The sequence below is a fragment of the Cobetia sp. cqz5-12 genome, from assembly GCF_016495405.1.
In the GTDB taxonomy this organism is placed as follows: Bacteria; Pseudomonadota; Gammaproteobacteria; order Pseudomonadales; family Halomonadaceae; genus Cobetia.
The window spans coordinates 1142449-1164346 of record NZ_CP044522.1 but is presented as its reverse complement, the minus strand read 5'-3'; the positions used below and the strand labels follow the sequence as shown (position 1 = coordinate 1164346).

Sequence of the window (21898 nt, the reverse complement as noted above, 5' to 3'; positions counted from 1 at the left end):
GCCCATGCTGCATCTCACTCCCCTTCCATGCCCACCGGCACCAGCGCAGCGCCTGTTTCCGTACTCGGCTCGGCGACTTCCGCTCCCGCTTCAGGCAACGCCAATGCACGACTGACCGCCAGCGCCGCCTGAATCGCGCCAGCGGTGAGCTCAACGGGTTCGTCTTGCAACGCCCTCGCGCCCAGCGCCAGCAGATGATCGCGCAGCGCAGCATTGACCTGAATCTCGACGGCATTCAAGCGTGCGACCAGTTCAGGTGGCCACCCCTTGCCGGAGAGGGTCAGCCGCGCCCAGGGCTTGCTGCCCGCCGCGATGGCCAGCACCAGCTGGGTGCGATCCTTGAGCTGCTCATGCTGACGGTAATAGAGCGAGGGGCGCGACCAGTTGAGGGTCAGCGTCACGGCGGGCTGCCAGCCACCCTGCGGGGCTGCGCCGCTCTCGACGACGTTCTCATCGCCGCTTTCAGGCGTGGAGTCACGGGGGCGCAGGTCATTCTGGGTCAGCGGCGACAGCGCAGCGAGAATCTCATGGGCAGCGTCGCTGTCAGGTGCCAGGCCTCGCACCAGCGGCGCTTGCGGTACTGACGCGTCTCGGGCAGAAGCCGAAAGAGCAGACGCCGCCAGCGAGATGTCCATGCGACTCAGCGGCTTGTACACCGCAGCGTCACTGCGCAGCCGGATGACATCCAGTACCTCGCTGGGCGCCATGCCGCCGCGCCAATCCGGCAACCCGATATCGCGCGTCAGCTCCCATACCGGTGCGCCATTCGCGCCACTTACGCCATTCACACCAGTCATGGCGGGGGAACCTTTCACGTCCGAGGGCGACGGCACCCACCGCACGTAACGCCCTGCCAATTCAGCACTGCCCACACCGCTCAGCTGTGTTGCCGCCGCGGGCCTGGCGCCCAGTTGCAGACTCACCTGAGCGCCATTGCCCTTCACGTTCAGCAGCGGTGACTGCGCGCTGAAACCCAGCGCTTCAAGTGCCTTGTCCGTGGCCGGCTTGCGCGTGCGCAATCGTGCCTCGCCCAGCTGACTCACCAGCGCCTCCACCTTGCCCTGGCGGGCAGGCCAGCCGGCCAATGAGGTGATCTGCCAGTCGCCTGCCGGCCCACGCGCCAGACTCAACCAGTCCTGGCTGGCCTCTGCGCCACGTCGAATACCGATCCGCTGTGCCGAGGCGGCCACCTGCGACAGCAGCGGCAAGGGCTGCAAGACGCCTGACTGACCCGCGGCCACTGTCGTCAGCGCCTGACTCATCAGCGACTCGCTCATCAGCACCTCTCTGGGCCACTGCGCAGGGCCTGCCCCGTCCGTGACGGGGCCTGAGCGCAGCGATTCCAGCAGTGACGGCCCAGCGGCAAGCGCCGTCACCGCGGCCACGGAGACCAGCGCCGTCAGTGCCCATCCAGCCCGATTGAAGCGCCCCATCACTCACCTCCTGACTGGGTAGTATCGCTCGGCGTCGTCCGCGCAGGCTTGGCACCGGTAGAGCGAGCGCTGTGCTGTTCATTGCGCTGTCCATTACGTTCTGCGCTGCGCTTTCCGCTGGGCTGACCGTGGCCCGACAGACGCCCTGTCGACTGATAGCCCGCGCGACGGCTGGCACGATAGCGACGCCAGCAGATCAGCTCGCCGAGCAGGCTCAACGCCACCGGCAAGGCCAGCAGCGTCCATAGGCGCAGCTCGCGGCGCAGGGCATCACGCTCGGCATTCGCTTCACGCTGTTGACGTGACAGCGCTTCCTCGAAGTCATGCTGCATCGCCGTCAAGGCGTCGCTTTGCTGGGCGGCTTCGGCCTTGCCAGACACCGGCGTCGCACCGAGCGCACTCAGACGCGTCTGCCAGTCATTGCGCAGCCGTGTCTCCTCGGCGGCCTGACGATCGGCCAATTGGTGCAGCCGCGTCAGCTCGCGCACCTGATGAGCACGCGCGCGCAGGGCGACCAGCTCGGGGCTGCCTGCCAGCAGGTCCACGGCATTTTCCAGCCAGCGCGCATTGGCATTGAGGGCCTGCTCGCTGCCATCCGCTGCCGTGCGCCGCCACAGACGGTCACTGGCCATGTCGACATCGCTGACCACCAGCAACTGGCCGCCCTTGGCGCCAGCCGCCGGCCACTGCGCCAGCACGGCCAGCCCGCCCGCCGACGGTGTTTCCCCCGCCAACCCTGACAGCGGACGCGGGTCCATGCGGCTGTCATGGACTCGTGCTGCCGGAATCAGCCGCGCCACATCGCTGGCATGAATCAGCCACTGCAATGACACGTCTTGCGCTTCCGGGCCTTTCGGTGAGGCTTCTACCGCATCAGGGAGCGGCGCCAACCAGCCAGCGCTGGACATCACCAGTTGCTCGACATTGAGGTTGAGCGCGGCGTCCGACAGCTGTGCAGCGCTTAGCCCGAGCAGCGTCGGGCTCAAGGCACGGGTGCCGTCCAGCAAGCCGATCGGCAAGGCCAGCTGCGCGTCCGCCACCACCTCGCCCGCGCGTGATTCAAGTCCGGCGCGCGCCAGCAAGGTCGTGAGCGCCTCGGAAGCCGGCGCCGGCTGATCGAGCATTTCGGGTAGTGGGTCCACCAGCATCAATACCCGACCGCCACGATCCAGATAAGCCGTGATGGCTTCCAGCGTCTTGACCGGCAACAGCCGCGGCGCGATCACCAGCAATGCATCCTGATCGGCGATCGGGCGCGCGGCATCATCACCGGCCGACAGCCAGTCGATGCGCAGGCGTGCATTGAGGTGCTCCATCAGGCCCCAGCTGCCCAGCGCCCTGCCCTGCTCCAGGCTGGGCTGACCCATCACAGGTAAACTCGAGATGACGCCCAGGCGCGGCGGCTCGGTGCGCGAGACTTCCTGGATCTGGCGTGTCACCTGCGCTTCCAGCCCGCCGATATCCGCCGCCTTGAGCAGCGGGATGGCGCGGCGTTCGGCGTAGGGGCCATCCACCACCAACCCGAACAGCATCTCTTCGCCGCCCGGCAATGACAACGCGGTCAGGCCCTGCGCTTCGAGATCCGCGAAGTCGGTACTGTCCGGCGCAGGGTCGACACGCTTGAGACGTATCTGCGGCTCACGCGCGAAGGCGGCCAGACGCGTCTCGATCCGTGTCGCCAGTTCACGCAGCTGCGGCAGATCGGCGGCGAAGCGTTCGCTGTAGGCGAAGGTCAGCGTCACCGGTGCCTCGAGGCCACCGAGCACCGCACGACTGGCGGGGCTCAGGCTGTGCTGGCGCGTGGCGGTCAGATCATGCGCGCGGGTGAGCGGATTTTGGCCGTCGGCCGTCAGCAGCGGCGGCAGGCGCACGCCGGCCAGCAATAACGCGGTGACCGCAGCCGCCAGCGCCGCCGTGACCAGCCACTGTGGCGCCTGCTTGCGTGCATGGCGCTCCTGACTGAGGCCGCGCGCCTGCAGCACCAGCCCGGCCAGGGTCAGCAGCAGGAAGTAGCTGGCATCGAGCCAGGTCGGCCGGCCTTCACTGAAAGGCGTCAGATGCGCCGGCAAACTGATCAGATCGAGCAGCTGCACCCAGTGCGGCGCCAGATGCTGAGCCAGCTGGCTCGTCACCGCGGGTGTGCCCGGCAGCATCAGCGCCAGGCCCAGTACCAGCGCCCCGAGCCATGCCGACAGCGCAGAAGGCGCGCGCACCGCCAGCGCCTGACCGAGACTGGCCAACGCCATCACCAGCAGCGCCATGCCCAGATAGCCGCTGAGCATCAGGCCGAGATCCGGCGTGCCCAGCCAATGGATCAGCACCACCAGCGGCGCCGTCATCGCAAGCCCCAGCCAGCCCAGCACGCTGGCACTGATCAGGCGTGCGCTGGCCAGTCGCCACGACCCCAGCCCGAGGCCGGACAGCCATTCGAGCAGGCCGTTGGCGCGCTCTTCCGGCCAGCCGCGCAGCGCCAGCAGCGGTGTCCACAGCACCAGCAGCCAGGGCAACACCTGCCACAGCGAGCCCAGGTCGGCGCGATCACGTGCCAGCAGATCACCCACCTCGAAGGCCCCCAGTGGGGCCAGCACCGCCATCACCACCAGCAGCGACCAGCTGGCGCCCTGTGTCAGTGCCTGATACAGGTCACGGCGGACCAGCGCGAGAACGGCCCTCATGACGACACCTCCTGATCTGCGCGCGGTGTCTGCTTGCGCATCGGCAGCGGCGAGGGCTGCTGTGCCATGCGCGCCACCAGCTGGCGGAACGCGACCTCGATATCGCCCCGTTCGTGGACGCATTCATCAAGGCGGATTTCCATGTAGCTGCACCAGCGTGCCAGCGCGGGTCGCGGGTCCTGGTGGAGACGCCCCGCCAGGCGCAGCACGGCGCCGGTCGAGACCACCAGCGGTGACTTGTCACGCGCCATGGCATCACCGGGCTTGACGGGCGTGATGGCTGCCACGCCCGGCAGGCGCGAGACACTGGCCAGCTCGCGCTCGCTCAGGGCCCGGCTCAGCGTCACTCGCCATACCGGCAGGCTGGAACTCGCCCCATACCCCGCGCCATAGCGCGAACGACTGCCGCCCAGAATGCCTTCGCTGACGGAGGTAGCGGCCAGCGCCTCCGGCGTGTCATCGAAGCCCAGCTGACCATTGGCCATGACCAGCACGCGATCACAGATGCGAGGCACTTCCTCCAGCAGGTGGGTGGAAACGATGATCAGTCGCTCGCGCCCCAGCTCGCGTATGAAGGCGCGCACGCTGTCCTTCTGCAGCGGGTCCAGCCCATCGGTGGGCTCATCGAGCAGCAGGATGTCCGGATCATGGGTCAACGCCATCGCCAGCGCCACGCGACGTCGATAGCCTTTGGATAACACGCCGCACAATTGGTTGGCGAAGGGCGTGATATCTAGGCGGTCCATCAAGGCCGAAAGGCGATCATTACGCACCTTGCGCGATAACCCATGCAGACCCGCGACGCACTCGAGGCTCTCGCGCACCGTCAGCTGCGGCCACAGGGGCGCGCCCTCCGGCAGATAGCCGATGCGACGCTTGAGGCGATTGAGCTGGCGCTGACTGGCGCGACCATCGAAGGCTTCCCCCTCCAGCTCCAGTTGGCCCTGGGTCGCAGCGAGCGTGCCCGCCAGCATGCGCAGACTGGTGGTCTTGCCGGCGCCATTGGGACCCAGCAGACCGATGACCTCGCCACGCGAGGCCGTGAAGGTCAGTCCGGTGACTGCCTGTTGCTGGCCGAATTGACGTCCGAGCCCACGACTGACCAACAACGCTGATGAAGCGGAAGGCTCGGCAGACGCGCCCGCAGGAGTGGCAGCAGAGTTGGTCGCAGCAGAATTGGTCGCAGAAGAGGACATCGCGCCAGAGAGAGTCGCGGTAGAGGATGACGCAGAGGTCGTGTATGGGTCCTGCAAGATACCCGCTCCTTGTACTTTTCTTGATAGGGGCAATGCGCTGCCGGGGCTCATGGTTCCGGCAGGTGATCATGAGGCCGGAAGATGATCGTGGCACCGGCAGATAACCGTGACAGATGACAATGCAGCGCACAGGGTAAGCGGACAGCCTGCGCTCGCCAAGCAGGAGTGCGCGCGCAGTCGCCACTCGCGCGGTTATGGCGTCTATTCCGCCCTTTGCCGGCCCTCAAGGCAGGTCTCGGCGCCTGTATTCTCGATCACTACGCCCGCCCGCGCCCCTGGTTGGCGGCATGCGATCAACGCGACCTGATAGCGGAGCTGATACCAGAGCTGATAGCGGAACTAGCACCGGGGCTGATGCCCGAGCTGAACGACTATCCCTAAGTCTAAGGAAAGCCTGATATGCTGGGCGGATGACAGGTACGCGCTGTTGTCAGAGCGCCTGCTGGCTGGCCGTCTGCCCGCCAGAGCCATCATACGTTGAGCCTTCTCCCGCTGAGCCTTCATTCGCTGAGCCAACATTTCACCTTGCTGGACAGGACCCCTCGATGCCCAAGCATGACAAGCAGTCCGCTACTTCCTCGCCGTCTTCCAAGCCGCGTCGCGATACCCGCCTGCGCAACGGCCTGTTCTGGGCCTTGCTGGCCGCGGCCTTGATCACGGGCTTCTGGCTGGCCTGAGCCAGGCCGCCGCGGCAGTTCACGATGGGCGGTCGCGCAACGCTCGTCAGGCGCTGACCAAAAGCCTCACCAGACAGACCGCAACACTCACAGGACAAGGGCGGAAATGAGCGAGACTACTTCATGAACGACATGCTGGCGCTGTTCGTCGCGACCCTGAACGTCACCGTTCCGGTCTTCGCGATGGTATTTCTGGGCCTGGGCCTCAAACGCCTCGGCTGGATCGATGACACCTTCATCGGCACCGCCTCATCGCTGGTGTTCAAGGGCACCATGCCGGCGCTGGTCTTCCTCTCCATCGTGCGTGCGGACCTGGATCACGCCCTGCGCCCGGGCATGCTGACCTACTTCGCGCTGGCGACACTGGGCACCTTCCTGCTGCTGTGGGGCTGGGCGATCCTGCGCGTGTCGAGAACGGAGCGCGGCGAGGTGGTACAGGGCTCGTTTCGTGGCAACTGCGCCATCGTCGGGCTGGCACTGGCCGCCAATCTCTATGGCGATCTCGGCCTCTCTATGGGCGGCATCCTGATGGGCGTCGTCATCCTGTCCTACAACATGTTGTCGGTGGTGGTGCTGTCGAGCTATCTCGGCGATGGCCGCACCAGCTGGAGTGGCATCGCGCGCGGCATCATCACCAACCCGTTGATTCTCGGCGTGCTGGCCGCCCTGCCCTTCGCGGCCTTCAGCTGGCAGTTGCCCGAGTGGCTGGAGACCTCTGGCGACTACTTCGCGCGCATGACGCTGCCGCTGGCGTTGATCTGCATCGGCGGCACTCTGTCGATGCGCTCACTGCGTGAAGGCCGCAAGCTGGCCATCAGTGCCAGCCTGATGAAGATGATCAGCGTGCCGCTGCTGGCGACCACCGTCGCCGTGCTGCTGGGCTTTCGCGGCACCGAACTCGGGGTGCTGTTCCTGTTCTTCGCCTCACCGACGGCGGCGGCTAGCTTCGTGATGGTGCGGGCGATGGGCGGCAATGACCGTCTGGCCGCCAATATCATCGCCATCAGCACCCTGATGGCGGGCATCACGATTACGGCAGGCATCTTCGTGCTCAAGCTGAGCGGCCTGGTCTAGCAACAGCGGTCTGATCAAGCAGCAGCGGTCTGATCCAGAAGACGACACGCCACGCAAACACGCCCCAACGAAACGCCCCCGCCAGTGCAGACTGGCGGGGGCGTTTCGTTGGGGTGCATGACAGCGGTGCGTGACTTAGGTCAGTTCCGCCGGGCTCACGAACTGGTGCAGATCCGCCAGGCCAGCGGCCCAGACATCGGCATCCAGCCAGGCGAGGCTTGCGGTGGCAAAGGCTAGCTGGGTGCTGCCGGGGCCATCGACCAGGGCGCTGGCCAGGTTCGAGACCAGCGGATTGTGGCTGATGATCAACCAGTCGCGCGGCTCACGCTCTTCAGAAGTGGGCGGCACATGGGTCTGCAGCCAGTCGAGCACCGGCGTCAGCGGGTCGTCCGGGGTGATGATCTCGAGCGTGGTCTGCTGCTCACCACTCAGCTCCAACGCCGAGGAGATTTCCTGAGCGGTCTGCTGGGCGCGGGTGAACGGACTGACGACCAGCGTCAGACGCGCACGACGCTCGGCGGGCAGCTGATGGGCCAACCAGCAGCCGATGCGGCGCGCCTCTTCGCGGCCTTGTTCGCTCAATTCGCGGCTGGGGTCCGGCGTGCCGGCCTGGGCCTCACCGTGACGCATGATCAGTACACTCATGACATTCTCCTGAAAGGATGACTGCCGCAGCGCAAGCGCTTCATGACTCGCTCTGTCGCTGCGGCCGATGACCAGGGACTCGCCAACCGGAGCGTTGCACGAGCCAGACAAGGGGATGGCGAGACAGGCTCCATCACCCGCTACCTGCTATGAGTCCTCAGGAGCCGTCGGGTTCCAACTGCCGCGCCTGCTGCACCGACTCACGCGACAGCACGAATTCCACATCGCTGGATTGCTCACCGCCCATCAGCGCGCGGGCCATGTGATGCGGATCGACATTCTCGAACAGCACCTTGGCCATGCCACTGACCAGCGGCATGTAGATGCCCAGCCGCTCGGATTCATCCTGCACCAATCGTACGGTGTTGACACCCTCGGCGACCTGGCCCAGCACCTCGACCGCCTGGTCGAGGGTGCGCCCTTCTCCCAGCGCGTAGCCGACCCGATAGTTGCGCGACAGCGGCGAGGAGCAGGTCACGATCAGATCGCCCACGCCGGCAAGGCCGAGGAAGGTCATCGGATTGGCGCCCTTGGCCACGGCGAAGCGACTCATCTCGGCCAGCGCGCGGGTCATCAGCATGGCGCGGGTGTTCTCGCCCATGCCAAGGGCCGCGGCCATGCCGGCCGCGATGGCGTAGATGTTCTTCAGCGCCCCGCCCAGCTCGACGCCATAGCGGTCATTGCTGGCGTAGACCCGGAAATAGTCGCAGCCGAATGCCGTCTGCACGCGGGCGCGGGTATAGGCGTCGTCGGAGGCGATCACCGTGGCCGTCAGCTGCCGCTGGGCGATCTCGGCCGCCAGATTGGGGCCAGACAGCACGCCGATATGCGTGAAGCCGGTTTCCTGCTCCAGCACCTCGCTCATCAGGGTGAAGCCTTCGCTCTCGATGCCCTTGGTGGTGGCCACCAGAATCTGCCCGTCACGCAGATGAGCGCGCGCCTGGCGGACCACCGTGCGGAAGGCCTTGGAGGGAATCGCCACGCAGACCAGCTCGGCCTCGGCCAGTGCATCGGCCATGTCGGTGGTAGCACGCACCGAAGCATTGATCTCGAAGCCCGGCAGATAGCCGGAATTGCGGTGCTGGGTGTTGACCTCCTCGGCCTGGCTGGCATCACGCATCCACTGGGTGACGCTGGCGCCATTGTCGGCGGCAATCGAGGCGATCGCGGTCCCGAAGCTGCCGCCACCCAGCACGCAGACATTGAGTCCCACCGCCTGAGGGGTCGTTTCGCTTACCTCGCGATCACGAATGGCCCGACGAGGTGAAGGGGTAGTGGCAGACATGCTGACTCCTTGGATGACGATGTGCTCAGTGAATGGCAGGCATTGTACTCATAGTTTGTCAGAGAATGCTGAACAAGAGATGTCCGCGCAGGCTTCGTGGCCAACGCAGGGGCTGCGCCCGCGTGACGCGACTGCCATGCGCGCCTCGCGCGCAATCGACCGACATGAGTCATCGACCGGTATTTACGATCGATATGCATCAACAAGCGACCTGCATGAACTCTCGATATAAACAAAAAAACCGGCAATTCCTGCCCCCTGAGGCGCAGAAATTGCCGGTCTGTTCAGCACTGGCATGATGGCGACAGACTTGTCCCATCACGCCGAGGCGTCAGATCACAGCGTCTTGAGGGCCGTGATCATGTCGCCGACCACCTTCTGACCATCGCCATACACCATGCGCGTGTGGTCAAGATAGAACAGGTGGTTCTCGACCCCGGAGAAGCCTGACCCCTGACCGCGCTTGATCACCAGCACGTTGCGTGACTGGTCGGCGTTGAGGATCGGCATGCCGTACAGCGGGCTTGAGGCGTCGTTCTTGGCGACCGGATTGACCACGTCATTGGCACCGATGACCAGCGTCACGTCGGTAGTCTCGAAGTCGTTGTTGATCTCATCCAGGTCCGCGATCATGTCGTAGGGCACGCCGGCTTCCGCCAGCAGCACGTTCATGTGACCCGGCATGCGACCGGCGACCGGGTGGATCGCGAAGCGCACTTCGACGCCACGCTCACCCAGCAGCTCGACCATCTCCCAGACCTTGTGCTGCGCCTGTGCCACCGCCATGCCGTAGCCCGGCACGATGATGACGCGCTCGGCGAAGGCCAGCTGCACGGCGGCGTCCATCGGATCGGAAGCCTTCATGCTGCCCTCGATCTCGCCCTGCTCGACACCGGAGGCGCCACCGAACTGCTTGAACAGCACGTTGCGGATCGGGCGATTCATGGCCTTGGCCATCAGCTGGGTCAGCAGCGTACCGGCCGCTCCGACGACAGTACCGGCGATGATCATCGCGGCATTGCCGAGCACGAAGCCTTCCATCGCCACCGCAAGGCCGGTCAGCGCATTGAACAGCGAGATGATCACCGGCATGTCGGCGCCACCGATGGGCAGTGCCAGCATCGCACCGAACAGCAACGCGAGTGCGAAGAACACCAGCACCAGCGAGCTTGACGGCTCCACCGCCGCGATCACGATGCCCAGATAGACCGTCAGGCCCAGCACGATCATGTTGATCAGCTGCTGACTCGGGAAGTTGAACGTCTTCTTGAGGCGCCCATCCAGCTTGGCCCAGGCCACGATGGAACCAGAGAAGGCCACCGCACCGATCATCGCCCCGAGTACACCCAGCCACAGCGCCAGCGAGCCGTGCTGCTCGATCAGTGCCGGGTTGTCACTCATGCGCATCAGCTCGACCGCGGCGATCGCCGCTGCCGCACCGCCGCCCATGCCGTTGTAGATGGCGATCATCTGCGGCATGTCGGTCATCTCGACCTTGTTGCCGGAGTACCAGGCGATGCCGCCACCGATCACGATGGCCAGCAGCATCAGGCCATAACGGCCATCAATCTGCGGATGCAGGAAGGTCAGCAGCGTGGCCACGACCATCGCGATACCGGCCCAATGGATGCCGCTGCGTGCCGTGGAAGGATGTGACATGCGCTTGAGGCCGAGGATGAAGACCACCGCCGCCGCGAAATACCCTGTTTCGACCAGCCAGTTCATCAGCGAGCCTCCTTGTCGTTGATGCCATTGGCAGCGCCCTTGCTGCGATCACTGGTCTTGAACATTTCCAGCATGCGTTCGGTGACCACATAGCCGCCGACGGCGTTGCCCGCCCCCAGCAGCACGGCGATGAAGCCGATGAACTGCTGCATGCCGGTCTCGGCCTGACCGAGGGCGATCATCGCGCCCACCAGCACGATGCCGTGGATGAAGTTGGAACCGGACATCAGGGGCGTGTGCAGAATCACCGGCACGCGCGAGATGACCTCGTAGCCGACGAAGGCCGCCAGCATCAGGATGTATACGGCAGAAAGTCCTTCGATCATGCGGCGTCCTCCGCGCGAGCGCGTACGTCATCGTGGGTGATGCGGCCGCCATCGGTCAGACGCATCGGGCCGAGCACCGCATCCTCGAAGTCCAGCGTCAGTTCGCCATCCTTCATGAAGGGGGTCAGCAGGTTGAAGAGGTTCTTGGCGTACATCTCGCTGGCATTGACCGCCAGGCTCGAGGCCATGTCCAACGGACCGAGTACCGTGACGCCGGCGTGCTCGACACGCTTGCCGGGCTCGGTCAGCTCACAGTTGCCACCGCCTTCAGCGGCGAGGTCGACCAGCACGGCGCCGGGCTTCATTCCCTCGACCATCTCGCGGCTGATGATGCGCGGTGACGGACGTCCCGGGATCGCGGCGGTGGAGATCACCACATGCGCATCGCCCATGTGACGGGCCAGCGCCTCGGCCTGCTGGACGCGCTCGTCATCGGTCAGCTCACGAGCGTAACCGCCCTCGCCGGAGGCATCGACGCCGGTATCGATCATCTTGGCGCCCAGCGATTCGACCTGCTCACGCGCGGCGGCGCGGATATCATAAGCCCACACCTGGGCACCGAGACGCTTGGCGGTGGCGATGGCCTGCAGCCCCGCGACACCAGCCCCGACCACCACGACACGCGCCGGACGCACGGTACCGGCGGCAGTCGTCAGCATCGGGAAGAACACCGAGGATTCGTTGGCCGCCAGCAGCGCGGCGTGATAGCCCGCGACACCCGCCTGCGAGGACAGGGCATCCATGCTCTGGGCGCGCGAGATACGCGGCACGAATTCCATGCACAGGCTGGTCAGCCCCTGACTGGCAAGCTTGGTGATGAGCTGCGGGTTCTGGTATGGCGTCATCAATGCCACCACCACCGCGCCCTCACGGAACTCACTGATCTGTGACTCGCTGGGCGTGCGCACGCACAGCACGAGATCCGCCGCGGCACGCGCCGCCGCGATATCGGCCTCGGCGACGACCGCCACCCCGGCCTGGGCGGCGTAGGCCGCATCGTCGAAGTGCGCGTGGCGTCCGGCACCGCTCTCCACGTGCACGATGGCATCGCTGGTGTCACTGACGCTGCTGTCCAGATGACGCGCGAGCTTGCCGGCCGTCACCGGGTCCAGCGCGACGCGGCATTCCCCGCGCGCCAGTGTGCTGCTCACGCCCTCGTCGGGTGTCACCAGGTCCGGTGCACGCATCTCGCGCACGACTAGAATATTCAGCATCGCGCACCTCGTTTCACGTCCGTGTTCATGCCTGAGGCTGCCAGCCTTGAAAGGTTCATGGCGTCGTTCCTGTTGAGCGCTGATTCGCGCCATCCTGCCTGCCGGAGGCGCTTTCAGCGACGTTATTGCCTGTCACAGGTGAGACTTGCCTGAATCGCAAGCCGTGACTCACGCATGGCCAGAAGGCCTGACATCACCCGCGACACGATGAGTGTCCAGCATCAGTCTTTTCTTGTCGGTGCATCAGGGTCAAGCGCTGCATTGCAAAAAAAGCAATAAAATCAAGCATAAAGCTATCGTTATGGATGCCATAACAGCCGCCTTATGCTGGCAGACGCTTTGCGACACTACCAAGTCACTGATTTTCAATGAGTTTACAAAAGGCACCTCACCAAGAATAGCTCAGCTTTGTGTTATGCATCGCATAATCTCGAGCTTATGGCTGTGACAGTGCCTGCCATGAAAAATGGGATACCGCCGCAGCAGTATCCCATTTTCATGACGATGACTTGAGTGTCAGCGCGTGATTCCCGCATTGCACAAAGCGGATGTTAGTCCATGGCTTGCGCTGTCAGCACAGCAGTTCAGGCCCCTCCATGTAAGCCGCTCTGGAGGAGTTGATCAGCTAGAGCGGCTCAGGAAGAGCAACTCATGCAGATCGGCGCGGCATTCGCCGCCGGTGGCCGTGTCCAGTCATCGACGAGTTCGGCCGCGACGCCCTGCGCCTGCCCCAGCGCCAGCGCCGCCTCAAGACTGCCCTCCTCGGGGCGGAAGAAAGGCGCCGTCAGACGCTGACGCAAGGCCTTGAGTGTCGTGTCATCACCCTGCTCGACCCGTGCGATCACCTCCAGCAGCAGATGCGTGCGCGGCGCATAGAGCGGATTGCAACCGAGCATGGTCAGACGTCGCTGGCGCTCATCCTCGGCGGAAAGCCCGATGGCCATGACGCGCGCCTGATAGCGCTCGAGCCACGCCGAGGCTTCCTCGCGCGCCCGGGCCGAGTTGCCATGCGGCCCACGCTCACCCGCCAGACGCACGACCAGCGTTTCCGGCGCGGGCTGCGTGACATCCCAATGACTGAGCAGACGGTAGGCATGGGTGTGGTCGACCTTGCCGGCCGCCAGAAGCTCTCGCCACTGCTGTACCAGCGTCATGTCCTCATCGCGCGCATCCGGCAACCCGAGACGCGCACGCATCAGGCGGGCATATTCACGCTGCAACTCGCCCTCATAGGCGCCCAGCGCGGCGGAGAGCGCTTCGACATCGATCAGCGGCGACAGCGCGATCCCCAGACGCTCCAGATTCCATAGCCCGATGCCCGGCTGCTGGGCGAAACCATAGCGCCCGGCCTGATCGGTATGATTCGGTACCAGATTCTCTTCATAGCCGTCGAGGAAGGCGTAGGGCCCGTAATCGAAGGTCAGCCCCAGCAGCGACATGTTGTCGGTATTCATCACCGCATGCACGAAGCCGTAGGCCTGCCAGGCCGCGATAAGTCTCGCGGTGCGAGTGATCACTGTCTCGAACATGGCCAGCGCGGCGGTGATGCGTGTCTCTTCGTCCAGCGGCTCGCGGCCGATGGCGCCCATGCCGGAAGCCTCATCCGACGTCTCGGGCAGGCACTCGGGGAAGTGCTCCCGCAGGGCGTGATCGATCAGTGTCTTGAGGTCTTCATGCCGACCGGAGTGGGCCAACCACTCGAAGTGCCCGAAGCGCAGGTGGCTCTCACAGACGCGCAACACGGTAGCACCAGGCTCGACGGTCTCGCGCTGAACCCGCTCGGCATTCACCGCCAGTGCCAGCGCGCGGCTGGTGGGAATGCCCAGCGCCGCCATGTACTCGCTGGCCAGATACTCGCGCACGCTGGAGCGCACCACCGCCTGACCATCGCCGAAGCGCGAGTAAGGCGTACGCCCGGCACCCTTGAGATGCAGATCGAAGGTCTTGCCGTGGCCGGTCTCAATCTCGCCGAGCAGAATGCCTCGCCCGTCGCCGAGCTGCGGATTGTAGTGACCGAACTGATGGCCAGTGTATTTCTGGGCCAGTGCGTCCATGCCCGGCAGCAACTGCTCACCGGCCATCAAGAGGCGCAGCTGCTCGAGCGCCTCTGCGCTGGAGGCATCAGCAGTCAAGGCCACCTCCAGCCCCAGCAGACGGGCGCAGTCAGGACTCACATCGGCAAGGCGCGTACCGTGTCGCGGCTCTGGGGCGACACGCGTGAAGAAGTGCTCCGGCAGGCGGGCATAACGATTGTTGAAGCGCAGCGCCGCCAGGTCGTGCACGTGCGCGGCGGGCGTAGGGGCAAACTCACTCATCAAGAGGCTCCGTCGGGCCGCCGGGGGTCGGCGACTCGCTGGGGGAAGAAGTGGACGCGGCGGCGTCACTCGGGGTCAACAGGCTGCGCAGGCCGCCGGACGGACGCCCGGGCGGCAGCTTGCTGGCCATTTCATACAGCTTGCGCGCCGTCGTGTCGGTGCGTGCCTGACGCTTGAGCGCCTGCAGGGCATCGTCGGAGCCCCGGGCATGGCCCAGGTGCTGATCATGAGCCAGGTGCTGAGCATGACTGGCAGGGTCGCCCGAGGCTGGCGCGTGATCGCGCGTGCCAGCCTCGGGCGGCACGGCGGCAGACGTGGCCTCGAGCGACGTCTCATGACGACGCAGCAGCAGGCGCTTGCGCGGTGTCAGCGCCAACTCCGACAGACGTGCCTTGCCCCACCACGGGTGCGGCGCCTGGACGCCATGCGTGGACTCGCTCAGCCATGCCTGCGGCAGTGCCTCGAGCAGAGGGAAGCGCTCACTCTCGCCCTGCGCCTGCCACCAGTGGCTCAGGCGTTCATTGAGCACCAGCAGCTGGCGTGCCCGCGTGGCGGCGGTGTAGCTGAGATTGGTGACCAGCACCTGATTGGGCAATTGCTGGCGCTCACTTGGCAATGCCAGATCATCGGCCAGCACCACGCAATCAAATTCGAGACCCTTGGCACGGAACACCGTCCCCAGCATGACCGTCGGCAGCTCGAGCGACTGGCCCCGCGAGTGAGCACTGACAATGGCGGCCTGCAGGTCGCCATCGTGCTTGCGCAGCTCCCCGATCCATTGATCGAGTGGCGCCTGGGCATACCAGGAGGCCAGCTCATGCAGGCTGCGCGCCTGATGATCATCGAGACGCGTCAGAGCCCCCAGCACCTGCGCCGGGGTCTGACCGAGCCGCGTCAGGGAGGGAGGCAGCAGTCGCCACCACTCACGCTGACTCGCGCTGTCGCCCTGCTCGGCCATCTGATGTGCGCGCCAGAGCCGCCAGTGATCCAGCAGTCCCGCCAGCGGATAGCCTTCGATGCCGTCCAGCCAGGCCACCGCGATGCCGCGCTGGTGCAGTGACAGCGCCTCTCCCAGCGCCGCCACCGGGCCGGCACTGATCACCGCATGGCGCTTGCCGGGGTGCAGCAATGCCTCACGCACCGCGGGCAGCGCCAGACGGGTCGCCGGGCCGAGGCCGCTCATGGCCTGCTCGCGGGCGGTAGGCGAACAGGCAGCCAGCCGCGTGCCCAGCGCCGCCAATGCGGGCCCGAAGCGCCAGGCGCCGGGCAGCGAATAGACGGTGGCATCGGCCAGCAGCGGCGAATCCAGCGAGCTCATGCCTTCCACCTGACGCGACAGGCTCTGATGCGGGTCGCCGATCAGCAGCAGGTCGCAGCGCTGGCGACGCAACATGGCCAGCAGCGCTGGCGTGGCGTCCTGCGCCTCATCCAGCATCACCAGGTCGGCCTCCAGCGACTGGCCATGCTGCGACCACAGCTTTAGCAAGGCGTTGAACGACAGGCTCTGCTGATGATCAGCGGGGTCCAGCAGACACTCCCACACCAGTCGCATGCTCTCGACCAGCTGGCGCAGCTCATTGGCGCTCAGCCGTTGTGCCACGCCTTCAGGCAGGTGCTCAGGCATCGGCACCGCGTCACTCTCGGCGAAGAAGGTGTTCAGGCCCTGGGCGATCAGGCTGCGTGACTGACTGGAAAGACTGCCCAGCCAGCTGAGACTCTGCGGCGCCAGGCGGCGTGTGATGTCGGGCTGGCGCTTGAGCTTGTCGCCGTACTCCTCCATCAAGGCCTGGCGCGCCAGCTGATGCAGCGACAGCGACTGGACATTGGCGGGCAGCTGACTGGCAGTCCGCCCGGCCACCGCCGGGTTGAGCGAGGTATAGATGAGGGTCTCGTCGGCATAGGTACGTGCCAGCTCGACCATCAACACGGTCTTGCCGCTGCCGGCACAGGCACGCACCACCACGCAATCGCTGTGCTCGGCGCTGTTGGCCGGCGTGCGATCGCGCAGGCGCGAGGGAAAGGGATGGGCGAGAATTCGCCGTTGATCGTTGCTCAGATGCATGGCGGCATGATCCCCCCTGTCAGCGCGGGGGGCAAGACCTTCACTGCGCGATCATGCCTAGGACAGCGCGCCATTGGCCGCGAGGCGCTCACGCACGGTACGCATCAGGCCACGATTCCAGCGCAACAGATCATAGAGCGTAGTGAAGTAGGCGTTGCCCCGCGTCGAGTAGGCACTCAGCGTCGGGATGAGGTCTTCGGCGCGCACCGGCTGGCCCGCGTTGCGCAGACGCCCGCGCAGCTCACGTAGCTCGGCGTAGCTGCGCTGGGAGTTGAGATTGTCGAAATAGGCGGCGATTCCGGCCTCCAGGCTCTCGAAGCGCCGATATTCGCGCCCCGGCGGCCCGATACCGCAGCCGCGTGAGAAACAGCGCATGCCGAACAGGTTGTTGGCCTCACGGGCATGACCCGATGTCCCCCAGCCCGATTCCTCGATGGCTTGCACCAGCACCATGTCCAGTGGCAGGGTATCGATGCGCAGCAGCAGGCGCGTCCAGCTGACGCCGATGTCCTCGCGCGTGACGTCACAGGGTAGATTGGCCTGGTCACACAGGCCGTTGAGGCGCTCCTGCTCGCGCTCGCTGTAGTCACGCCCTCCATCACCGGCGCGCTTGCGCATCGCCAGCAACCAGTCACGCTGCTCGGCGATGCGCTGGTTCTCGGCCACCACCAGCGGAATCATCAGCTCGAAGAATGCGACCTTGCGCTTGTTGCCCGCGGGATAGGGCCGCAGGTCCGGCATCTGATGGGTCCTGTCACGGGCCAGCAGCTCATCATCCAGCCGTGCCGCCTGCGCCATGGAGCCCAGCCCCATCACCAGCAGCAAGGCAGCGATGATCAGGCGAGCAGGGCTCAGATGAACAAGGCTCAGGCACCACAATAGCCGCCTTGAGCGCCGCGCAAAGGCCCCCGAAGACAGGCGCGGCAGGCCACGCACTCCGCCAGTCAGCCAATCCGCAGAGAAAGATAGGTAAGTCATGTGCTGCGCTCATCGAGAGGGATGCAGTAGCAAGACGCGAGATACCATCAGCGTATCTCATGAGGCTGCATGAAACCCTAAAAACGCGTGGGCGAGAAGATGGCGCGACTGACCAAGCGAGGAAAGACACGGCAAGCCCTGTCGTCCGTTACTGACAGGCCACAGGCGATACCTGCCTTTTCGCGCTTCTGACGCAACGCGCTCCCTGTGCTCCCTGTGCTCCCCCCTCCCTTCCTATCTTGCCGCCTTCCTGCCCTTCCTGCTCTGCACTGGACGCTATCGTTGTCCCCTGAAGCAAACGCCCCCGCAGCACAGGCTGCGAGGGCGTCGTTGCGAACATGCTTGATCAAGCCGATGACTCGATCGTTTCGCTGTCTCAGGCGCTGAGCATGCTGTTCAGGCGGCGCACGTAAGCGGCCGGGTCTTCCAGCGCACCGCCTTCGGCGATGATGGCCTGATCGAGCAGTACGTGTGCCAGGTCGGTGAAGTAATCGCCTTCACCGCCTTCCAGACGCGTGACGAGGGCGTGCTCCGGATTCAGCTCGAGAATCGGCTTCACTTCCGGCAGCGGCTGGCCAGCGGCTTCCATCATCTTGCGCATCTGGTAGCCCATCTCGTGCTCCGGCAGCACCACGCAGGCCGGGGAATCGGTCAGGCGGTGCGTGATGCGCACTTCCTGAACGTTCTCGGCCAGTGCTTCCTTGACGCGCTTGACCAGATCTTCCTTGGCCTTGGCGGTCTCTTCCTGCGCCTTCTTCTCTTCTTCGTTCTCGACATCGCCGAGATCAAGGTCACCCTTGGCGACATCCGCGAAGGACTTGCCATCGAACTCGGTAAGGTGGCTCATCAGCCACTCGTCGATGCGGTCGGTCAGCAGCAGGACTTCGATGCCCTTCTTGCGGAAGATCTCGAGGTGCGGGCTGGACTTGGCGGCATTGAAGCTGTCGGCGACCAGATAGTAGATCTTGCTCTGGCCTTCCTTCATGCGCTCGACGTACTGGGCCAGTGACTGGTCCTGAGTCGCGCTGTCGGTCTCGGTGGTGGAGAAGCGCAGCAGCTCGGCGATCTTCTCGCGGTTGGCGAAGTCCTCCGCCGGACCTTCCTTGAGCACGGAGCCGAACTGGTTCCAGAAGGTCTGGTACTGCTCGGGATCCTTGGCCAGCTTCTTGAGCATATCCAGGCCACGCTTGGTCAGCGCGGACTTGAGCTTGTCGACCTGCGGGTCCTGCTGCAGCAGTTCACGCGAGACGTTCAGCGACAGATCGTTGGTGTCCAGCACGCCCTTGATGAAGCGCAGGTACAGCGGCAGGAACTGCTCGGCGTCGTCCATGATGAAGACGCGCTGCACGTAGAGCTTCAGGCCACGCGCGGCATCACGCTGGTAGAGATCGAACGGCGCACGGCCCGGCACGAACAGCAGGCTGGTGTACTCGAGCTTGCCCTCGACCTTGTTGTGGCTCCAGCTGAGCGGATCGGAGAAGTCATGCGAGACGTGCTTGTAGAAGTTCTTGTACTCCTCGTCGCTGACCTCGGACTTGGAACGCACCCACAGCGCGGTGGCGGAGTTGGCGGTTTCCCAATGGACCTGCTCGTTGCCTTCCTCGTCCTTCTCGACACGCTTCATGCGCACCGGCAGCTCGATATGGTCGGAGTACTTGGTGACCAGGTTGCGCAGGCGATAATCGTCGGCGAACTCGATGGCATCGTCCTTGAGGTGCAGCACGATCTCGGTACCGCGCTCGGCGCGCTCGATGTCCGCCACGCTGAACTCGCCTTCGCCACGGGACTTCCATTCGACGCCCTGATCGGCGCCCAGGTCGGCGCGACGGGTGCGCACGGTGATCTCGTCGGCGACGATGAAGCCGGAGTAGAAGCCGACCCCGAACTGACCGATAAGACGCGAATCCTTCTGCTGGTCACCCGACAGGTTCTTCATGAACTCGGCGGTACCGGAGCGTGCGATGGTGCCCAGGTTGGCGACCACATCGTCACGGCTCATGCCGATGCCGTTGTCACGCAGAGTGATGGTCTTCGCCTCGGCATCGTGCTCGATCTCGATGCGCAGCTCGCTGTCATTGCCGTAAAGGGCATCGTTGTCCAGCGCCTGGTAACGCAGCTTGTCGCAGGCATCCGCCGCGTTGGAGACCAGCTCGCGCAGGAAGATCTCGCGGTTGGAATACAGCGAGTGAATCATGAGGTGAAGCAGCTGCTTCACTTCTGTCTGGAAGCCATGCGTTTCGGTGTGAGTGGCGGTCGTCATCGAAAAGGACCTCTATGTCGTGGATGCCTGAAAAGAAGATTCGCGGTGGCCAGAGCGCCCCCGCAACAGTGGAACCGGCTCGCCGACGCCTGCCTTTCTTGGGCGGCAGATCGAAGGGAGCACTCGTGGATCAGATATGGGGCAAGGGTGAGGGATTTCAAGGCACTAGCGACAGATGATTGCGCCCGGCCCACCTGACGCATGGCACAAAACACCCTAGCGGCTTCCCGGTCAGCAACGAGGGGAGCCAACGATGGGTAACAACGAAGGAAGCCAACGGAGGGGTAGCCATCAGAGAGGCGCTTTCGAGTGTGACGCCTGCGGAGCAGACATCAACTGCCCATCACGGCGAGGCAAGTGACTCCAGCACGAAGTGCATGCGCGCGCTGGCGACCGGTTGCTCGCGGGATTTCTGCCAGGCGCTGACGCGCACATTGGTCATGCGCCGACCTTCACGCATCACTTCACAGTCGATGCGCGTCACCTGATCGCCGCGCGCCGTGGCCAGATAGTCGATGGAGAAATCGATCAGCTTGGGCAGGCGCGCTTCACGGCCGCCGCGCCCATGCCGCCTGAGCACCTCAAGCGTGGCGGCGGTTTCCATCGCCGCAGCCAGCACACCGCCATGCACCGCCGGCAGCATCGGGTTGCCGACATTGTCGGGCATCGCCGCCATGGAATAGCTCAGCGCCTGCTCAGAACGCAGCTCGACATCACTGGCCGCGCCCGCCTGCTGCCCGTCAATGGCACACAATCCAAGCCCGATCGCCTGCGCGTAGGGCAGACTCGCCAGCAGCGCCGCCAGATCGGCGTGAGTGCGCTGTTCTTCGACGAAACGCCGCGCACTGAGCAGACCACGCGGGTCCTGGGCATCGCGCGGCGCCTGCGGCTCGGTCCTCTCGCCTGCTGGCTGTGCTGCCTGCCCTTGCGGTTCGGACTCTTCCATGGAGGGACTCGCGGGGGCCTGAGCGTTGGCCGCCGCCAGCAACGCCTCGGCAAAACCGCTGGGCGTATTGCGCTCACCGAGCCTGACGAAGTTGCCGATCGCACGACACAGGATCTTGCCCGGCTGCTGCCAGATCTGCGCCTCGGTAAACACCATCGACTCCGTGACCCTCAGCACGCGCGCCTCGCCCACCAACGCCAGGCCCTCGACACCGGGTCGGTAGTGATCGAGGCGCAGATCCAGCGTCGGGCAGACTTCCGGTGCCGACAGCCCCGTGAGTACGGCACTGCCGCACAGCGTATCGGCGAGCATGGTCAGCACACCGCCATGTACCAGCCTACGGTGCGGATCGCTGATCAAGGCCGGCTGCCATGGCAGCTGCATGCGAATGGCCGGCGCGGCGACCTCCTCGACCCTGACGTTCAAGCGCGCCGTATGCGGAATGAAGCTCAGGAATCCGGTCAGCGCCCGCGCCCAGCTGGCGTCATCCAATACGCCACCCGCAGCCGGCACGTCAGCGGGATTGACGGCCAGCCCCAGCAGGCTCTGCGGCACTGCATGCTTCACATCCACAGCGGCATCGCCATCAACGCGAGGGAGATCAGATACCCGACGCCCCACAGCAGGGAGCGCAACAGGGCAATATTGGCCAGATAGCAGCCCCAATAGCCCAGACGTACCAGGACGAAGATCACCGCCAGCGTGGTCGCGATGGGCGCGCCCGGCGCGGTGATCACGCTGACCAGCACCCCGGCGGCAAACAGCGGGAAGGCTTCGATGGTGTTATGGTGCGCGGCGAGCGCGCGGGCCCCGAAGCCCGTCAGTTCACGCTGCTGTGCGCGCGGGTCGTGGTTGTCGTAGCGTCCGGTTTGCTGTTGTGCCCAGGCGACCGGCACCTTGGTCAGCACCAGCATCAGTGCCGCAAACAACAGGCAGGCATAGATCAGCATGCAGGATTTCCTTGAATGGCGTTTTCAGTGCGTTGCCACAACGGCGCGGCTTACTGTGATGAAACGGCGCACTGCCC

16 protein-coding genes are annotated in these 21898 nt (G+C 65.1%); 2 read left to right on the top strand and 14 right to left on the bottom strand.

Features of this window, described 5'->3' with window-relative positions:
• Positions 1-14: 14 nt before the first annotated feature.
• From F8A90_RS04975 to F8A90_RS04965, 3 genes are read right to left on the bottom strand one after another with little or no spacing between them, the layout of a single operon-like run.
• Positions 15-1433: a DUF4340 domain-containing protein gene (locus tag F8A90_RS04975; RefSeq protein ID WP_200019249.1), complete on the bottom strand. Its 1419-nt coding sequence runs from the start codon at positions 1431-1433 to the stop codon at positions 15-17.
• Positions 1433-4108, bottom strand: a complete 2676-nt coding sequence (locus F8A90_RS04970; protein WP_200019248.1) for a Gldg family protein — start codon at positions 4106-4108, stop codon at positions 1433-1435. The genes F8A90_RS04975 and F8A90_RS04970 overlap by 1 nt, the downstream gene beginning before the upstream one ends.
• Entirely contained in the window at positions 4105-5361 is a 1257-nt protein-coding gene (locus tag F8A90_RS04965; RefSeq protein ID WP_200019247.1) for an ABC transporter ATP-binding protein, read from the bottom strand. The genes F8A90_RS04970 and F8A90_RS04965 overlap by 4 nt, the downstream gene beginning before the upstream one ends.
• Positions 5362-5909: 548 nt before the next feature.
• Here F8A90_RS04965 and F8A90_RS17675 point away from each other — a divergent pair.
• Positions 5910-6041: a hypothetical protein gene (locus tag F8A90_RS17675; RefSeq protein ID WP_267906754.1), complete on the top strand. Its 132-nt coding sequence runs from the start codon at positions 5910-5912 to the stop codon at positions 6039-6041.
• 123 nt (positions 6042-6164) lie between these two features.
• Positions 6165-7115, top strand: coding sequence for an AEC family transporter (locus F8A90_RS04960; protein ID WP_200019246.1), 951 nt, complete (start codon positions 6165-6167; stop codon positions 7113-7115).
• A 135-nt stretch (positions 7116-7250) separates the two neighbouring features.
• Here the strand turns inward: F8A90_RS04960 and sixA are convergent, their stop codons facing one another.
• The 11 genes from sixA to F8A90_RS04900 form a co-directional block, all read right to left on the bottom strand.
• Complete coding sequence (gene sixA, locus F8A90_RS04955; protein ID WP_200019245.1) at positions 7251-7760, bottom strand: phosphohistidine phosphatase SixA; 510 nt, start codon at positions 7758-7760, stop codon at positions 7251-7253.
• 157 nt (positions 7761-7917) lie between these two features.
• Positions 7918-9045 (bottom strand): NAD(P)H-dependent glycerol-3-phosphate dehydrogenase, encoded by a 1128-nt coding sequence (locus F8A90_RS04950; RefSeq protein WP_200019244.1) that lies wholly within the window; start codon positions 9043-9045, stop codon positions 7918-7920.
• 336 nt (positions 9046-9381) lie between these two features.
• On the bottom strand, positions 9382-10770 hold the full coding sequence (locus F8A90_RS04945) for an NAD(P)(+) transhydrogenase (Re/Si-specific) subunit beta (protein ID WP_200019243.1): 1389 nt from the start codon (positions 10768-10770) through the stop codon (positions 9382-9384).
• Positions 10770-11096 (bottom strand): NAD(P) transhydrogenase subunit alpha, encoded by a 327-nt coding sequence (locus F8A90_RS04940; RefSeq protein WP_166019354.1) that lies wholly within the window; start codon positions 11094-11096, stop codon positions 10770-10772. Before F8A90_RS04940 ends, F8A90_RS04945 begins: the two co-directional genes overlap by 1 nt.
• On the bottom strand, positions 11093-12310 hold the full coding sequence (locus F8A90_RS04935; RefSeq protein WP_200019242.1) for an NAD(P) transhydrogenase subunit alpha: 1218 nt from the start codon (positions 12308-12310) through the stop codon (positions 11093-11095). The genes F8A90_RS04940 and F8A90_RS04935 overlap by 4 nt, the downstream gene beginning before the upstream one ends.
• Before the next feature lie 635 nt (positions 12311-12945).
• Complete coding sequence (locus F8A90_RS04930; protein WP_200019241.1) at positions 12946-14625, bottom strand: protein adenylyltransferase SelO; 1680 nt, start codon at positions 14623-14625, stop codon at positions 12946-12948.
• Positions 14618-16687 carry an ATP-dependent helicase gene (locus F8A90_RS04925; protein WP_200019240.1) on the bottom strand — a complete coding sequence of 690 codons (2070 nt, stop codon included), beginning with the start codon at positions 16685-16687 and terminating at the stop codon, positions 14618-14620. Before F8A90_RS04925 ends, F8A90_RS04930 begins: the two co-directional genes overlap by 8 nt.
• A gap of 57 nt (positions 16688-16744) precedes the next feature.
• A complete protein-coding gene (locus F8A90_RS04920; protein WP_200019239.1) occupies positions 16745-17665 on the bottom strand; it encodes a glucosaminidase domain-containing protein in 921 nt (306 codons plus the stop codon).
• A gap of 376 nt (positions 17666-18041) precedes the next feature.
• A complete protein-coding gene (htpG, locus tag F8A90_RS04915; protein ID WP_200019238.1) occupies positions 18042-19925 on the bottom strand; it encodes a molecular chaperone HtpG in 1884 nt (627 codons plus the stop codon).
• Positions 19926-20268: 343 nt separating this feature from the next.
• Positions 20269-21444: a PaaI family thioesterase gene (locus F8A90_RS17530; protein WP_233593448.1), complete on the bottom strand. Its 1176-nt coding sequence runs from the start codon at positions 21442-21444 to the stop codon at positions 20269-20271.
• Complete coding sequence (locus F8A90_RS04900) at positions 21435-21821, bottom strand: MAPEG family protein (protein WP_200019237.1); 387 nt, start codon at positions 21819-21821, stop codon at positions 21435-21437. The genes F8A90_RS17530 and F8A90_RS04900 overlap by 10 nt, the downstream gene beginning before the upstream one ends.
• Positions 21822-21898 lie beyond the last annotated feature (77 nt).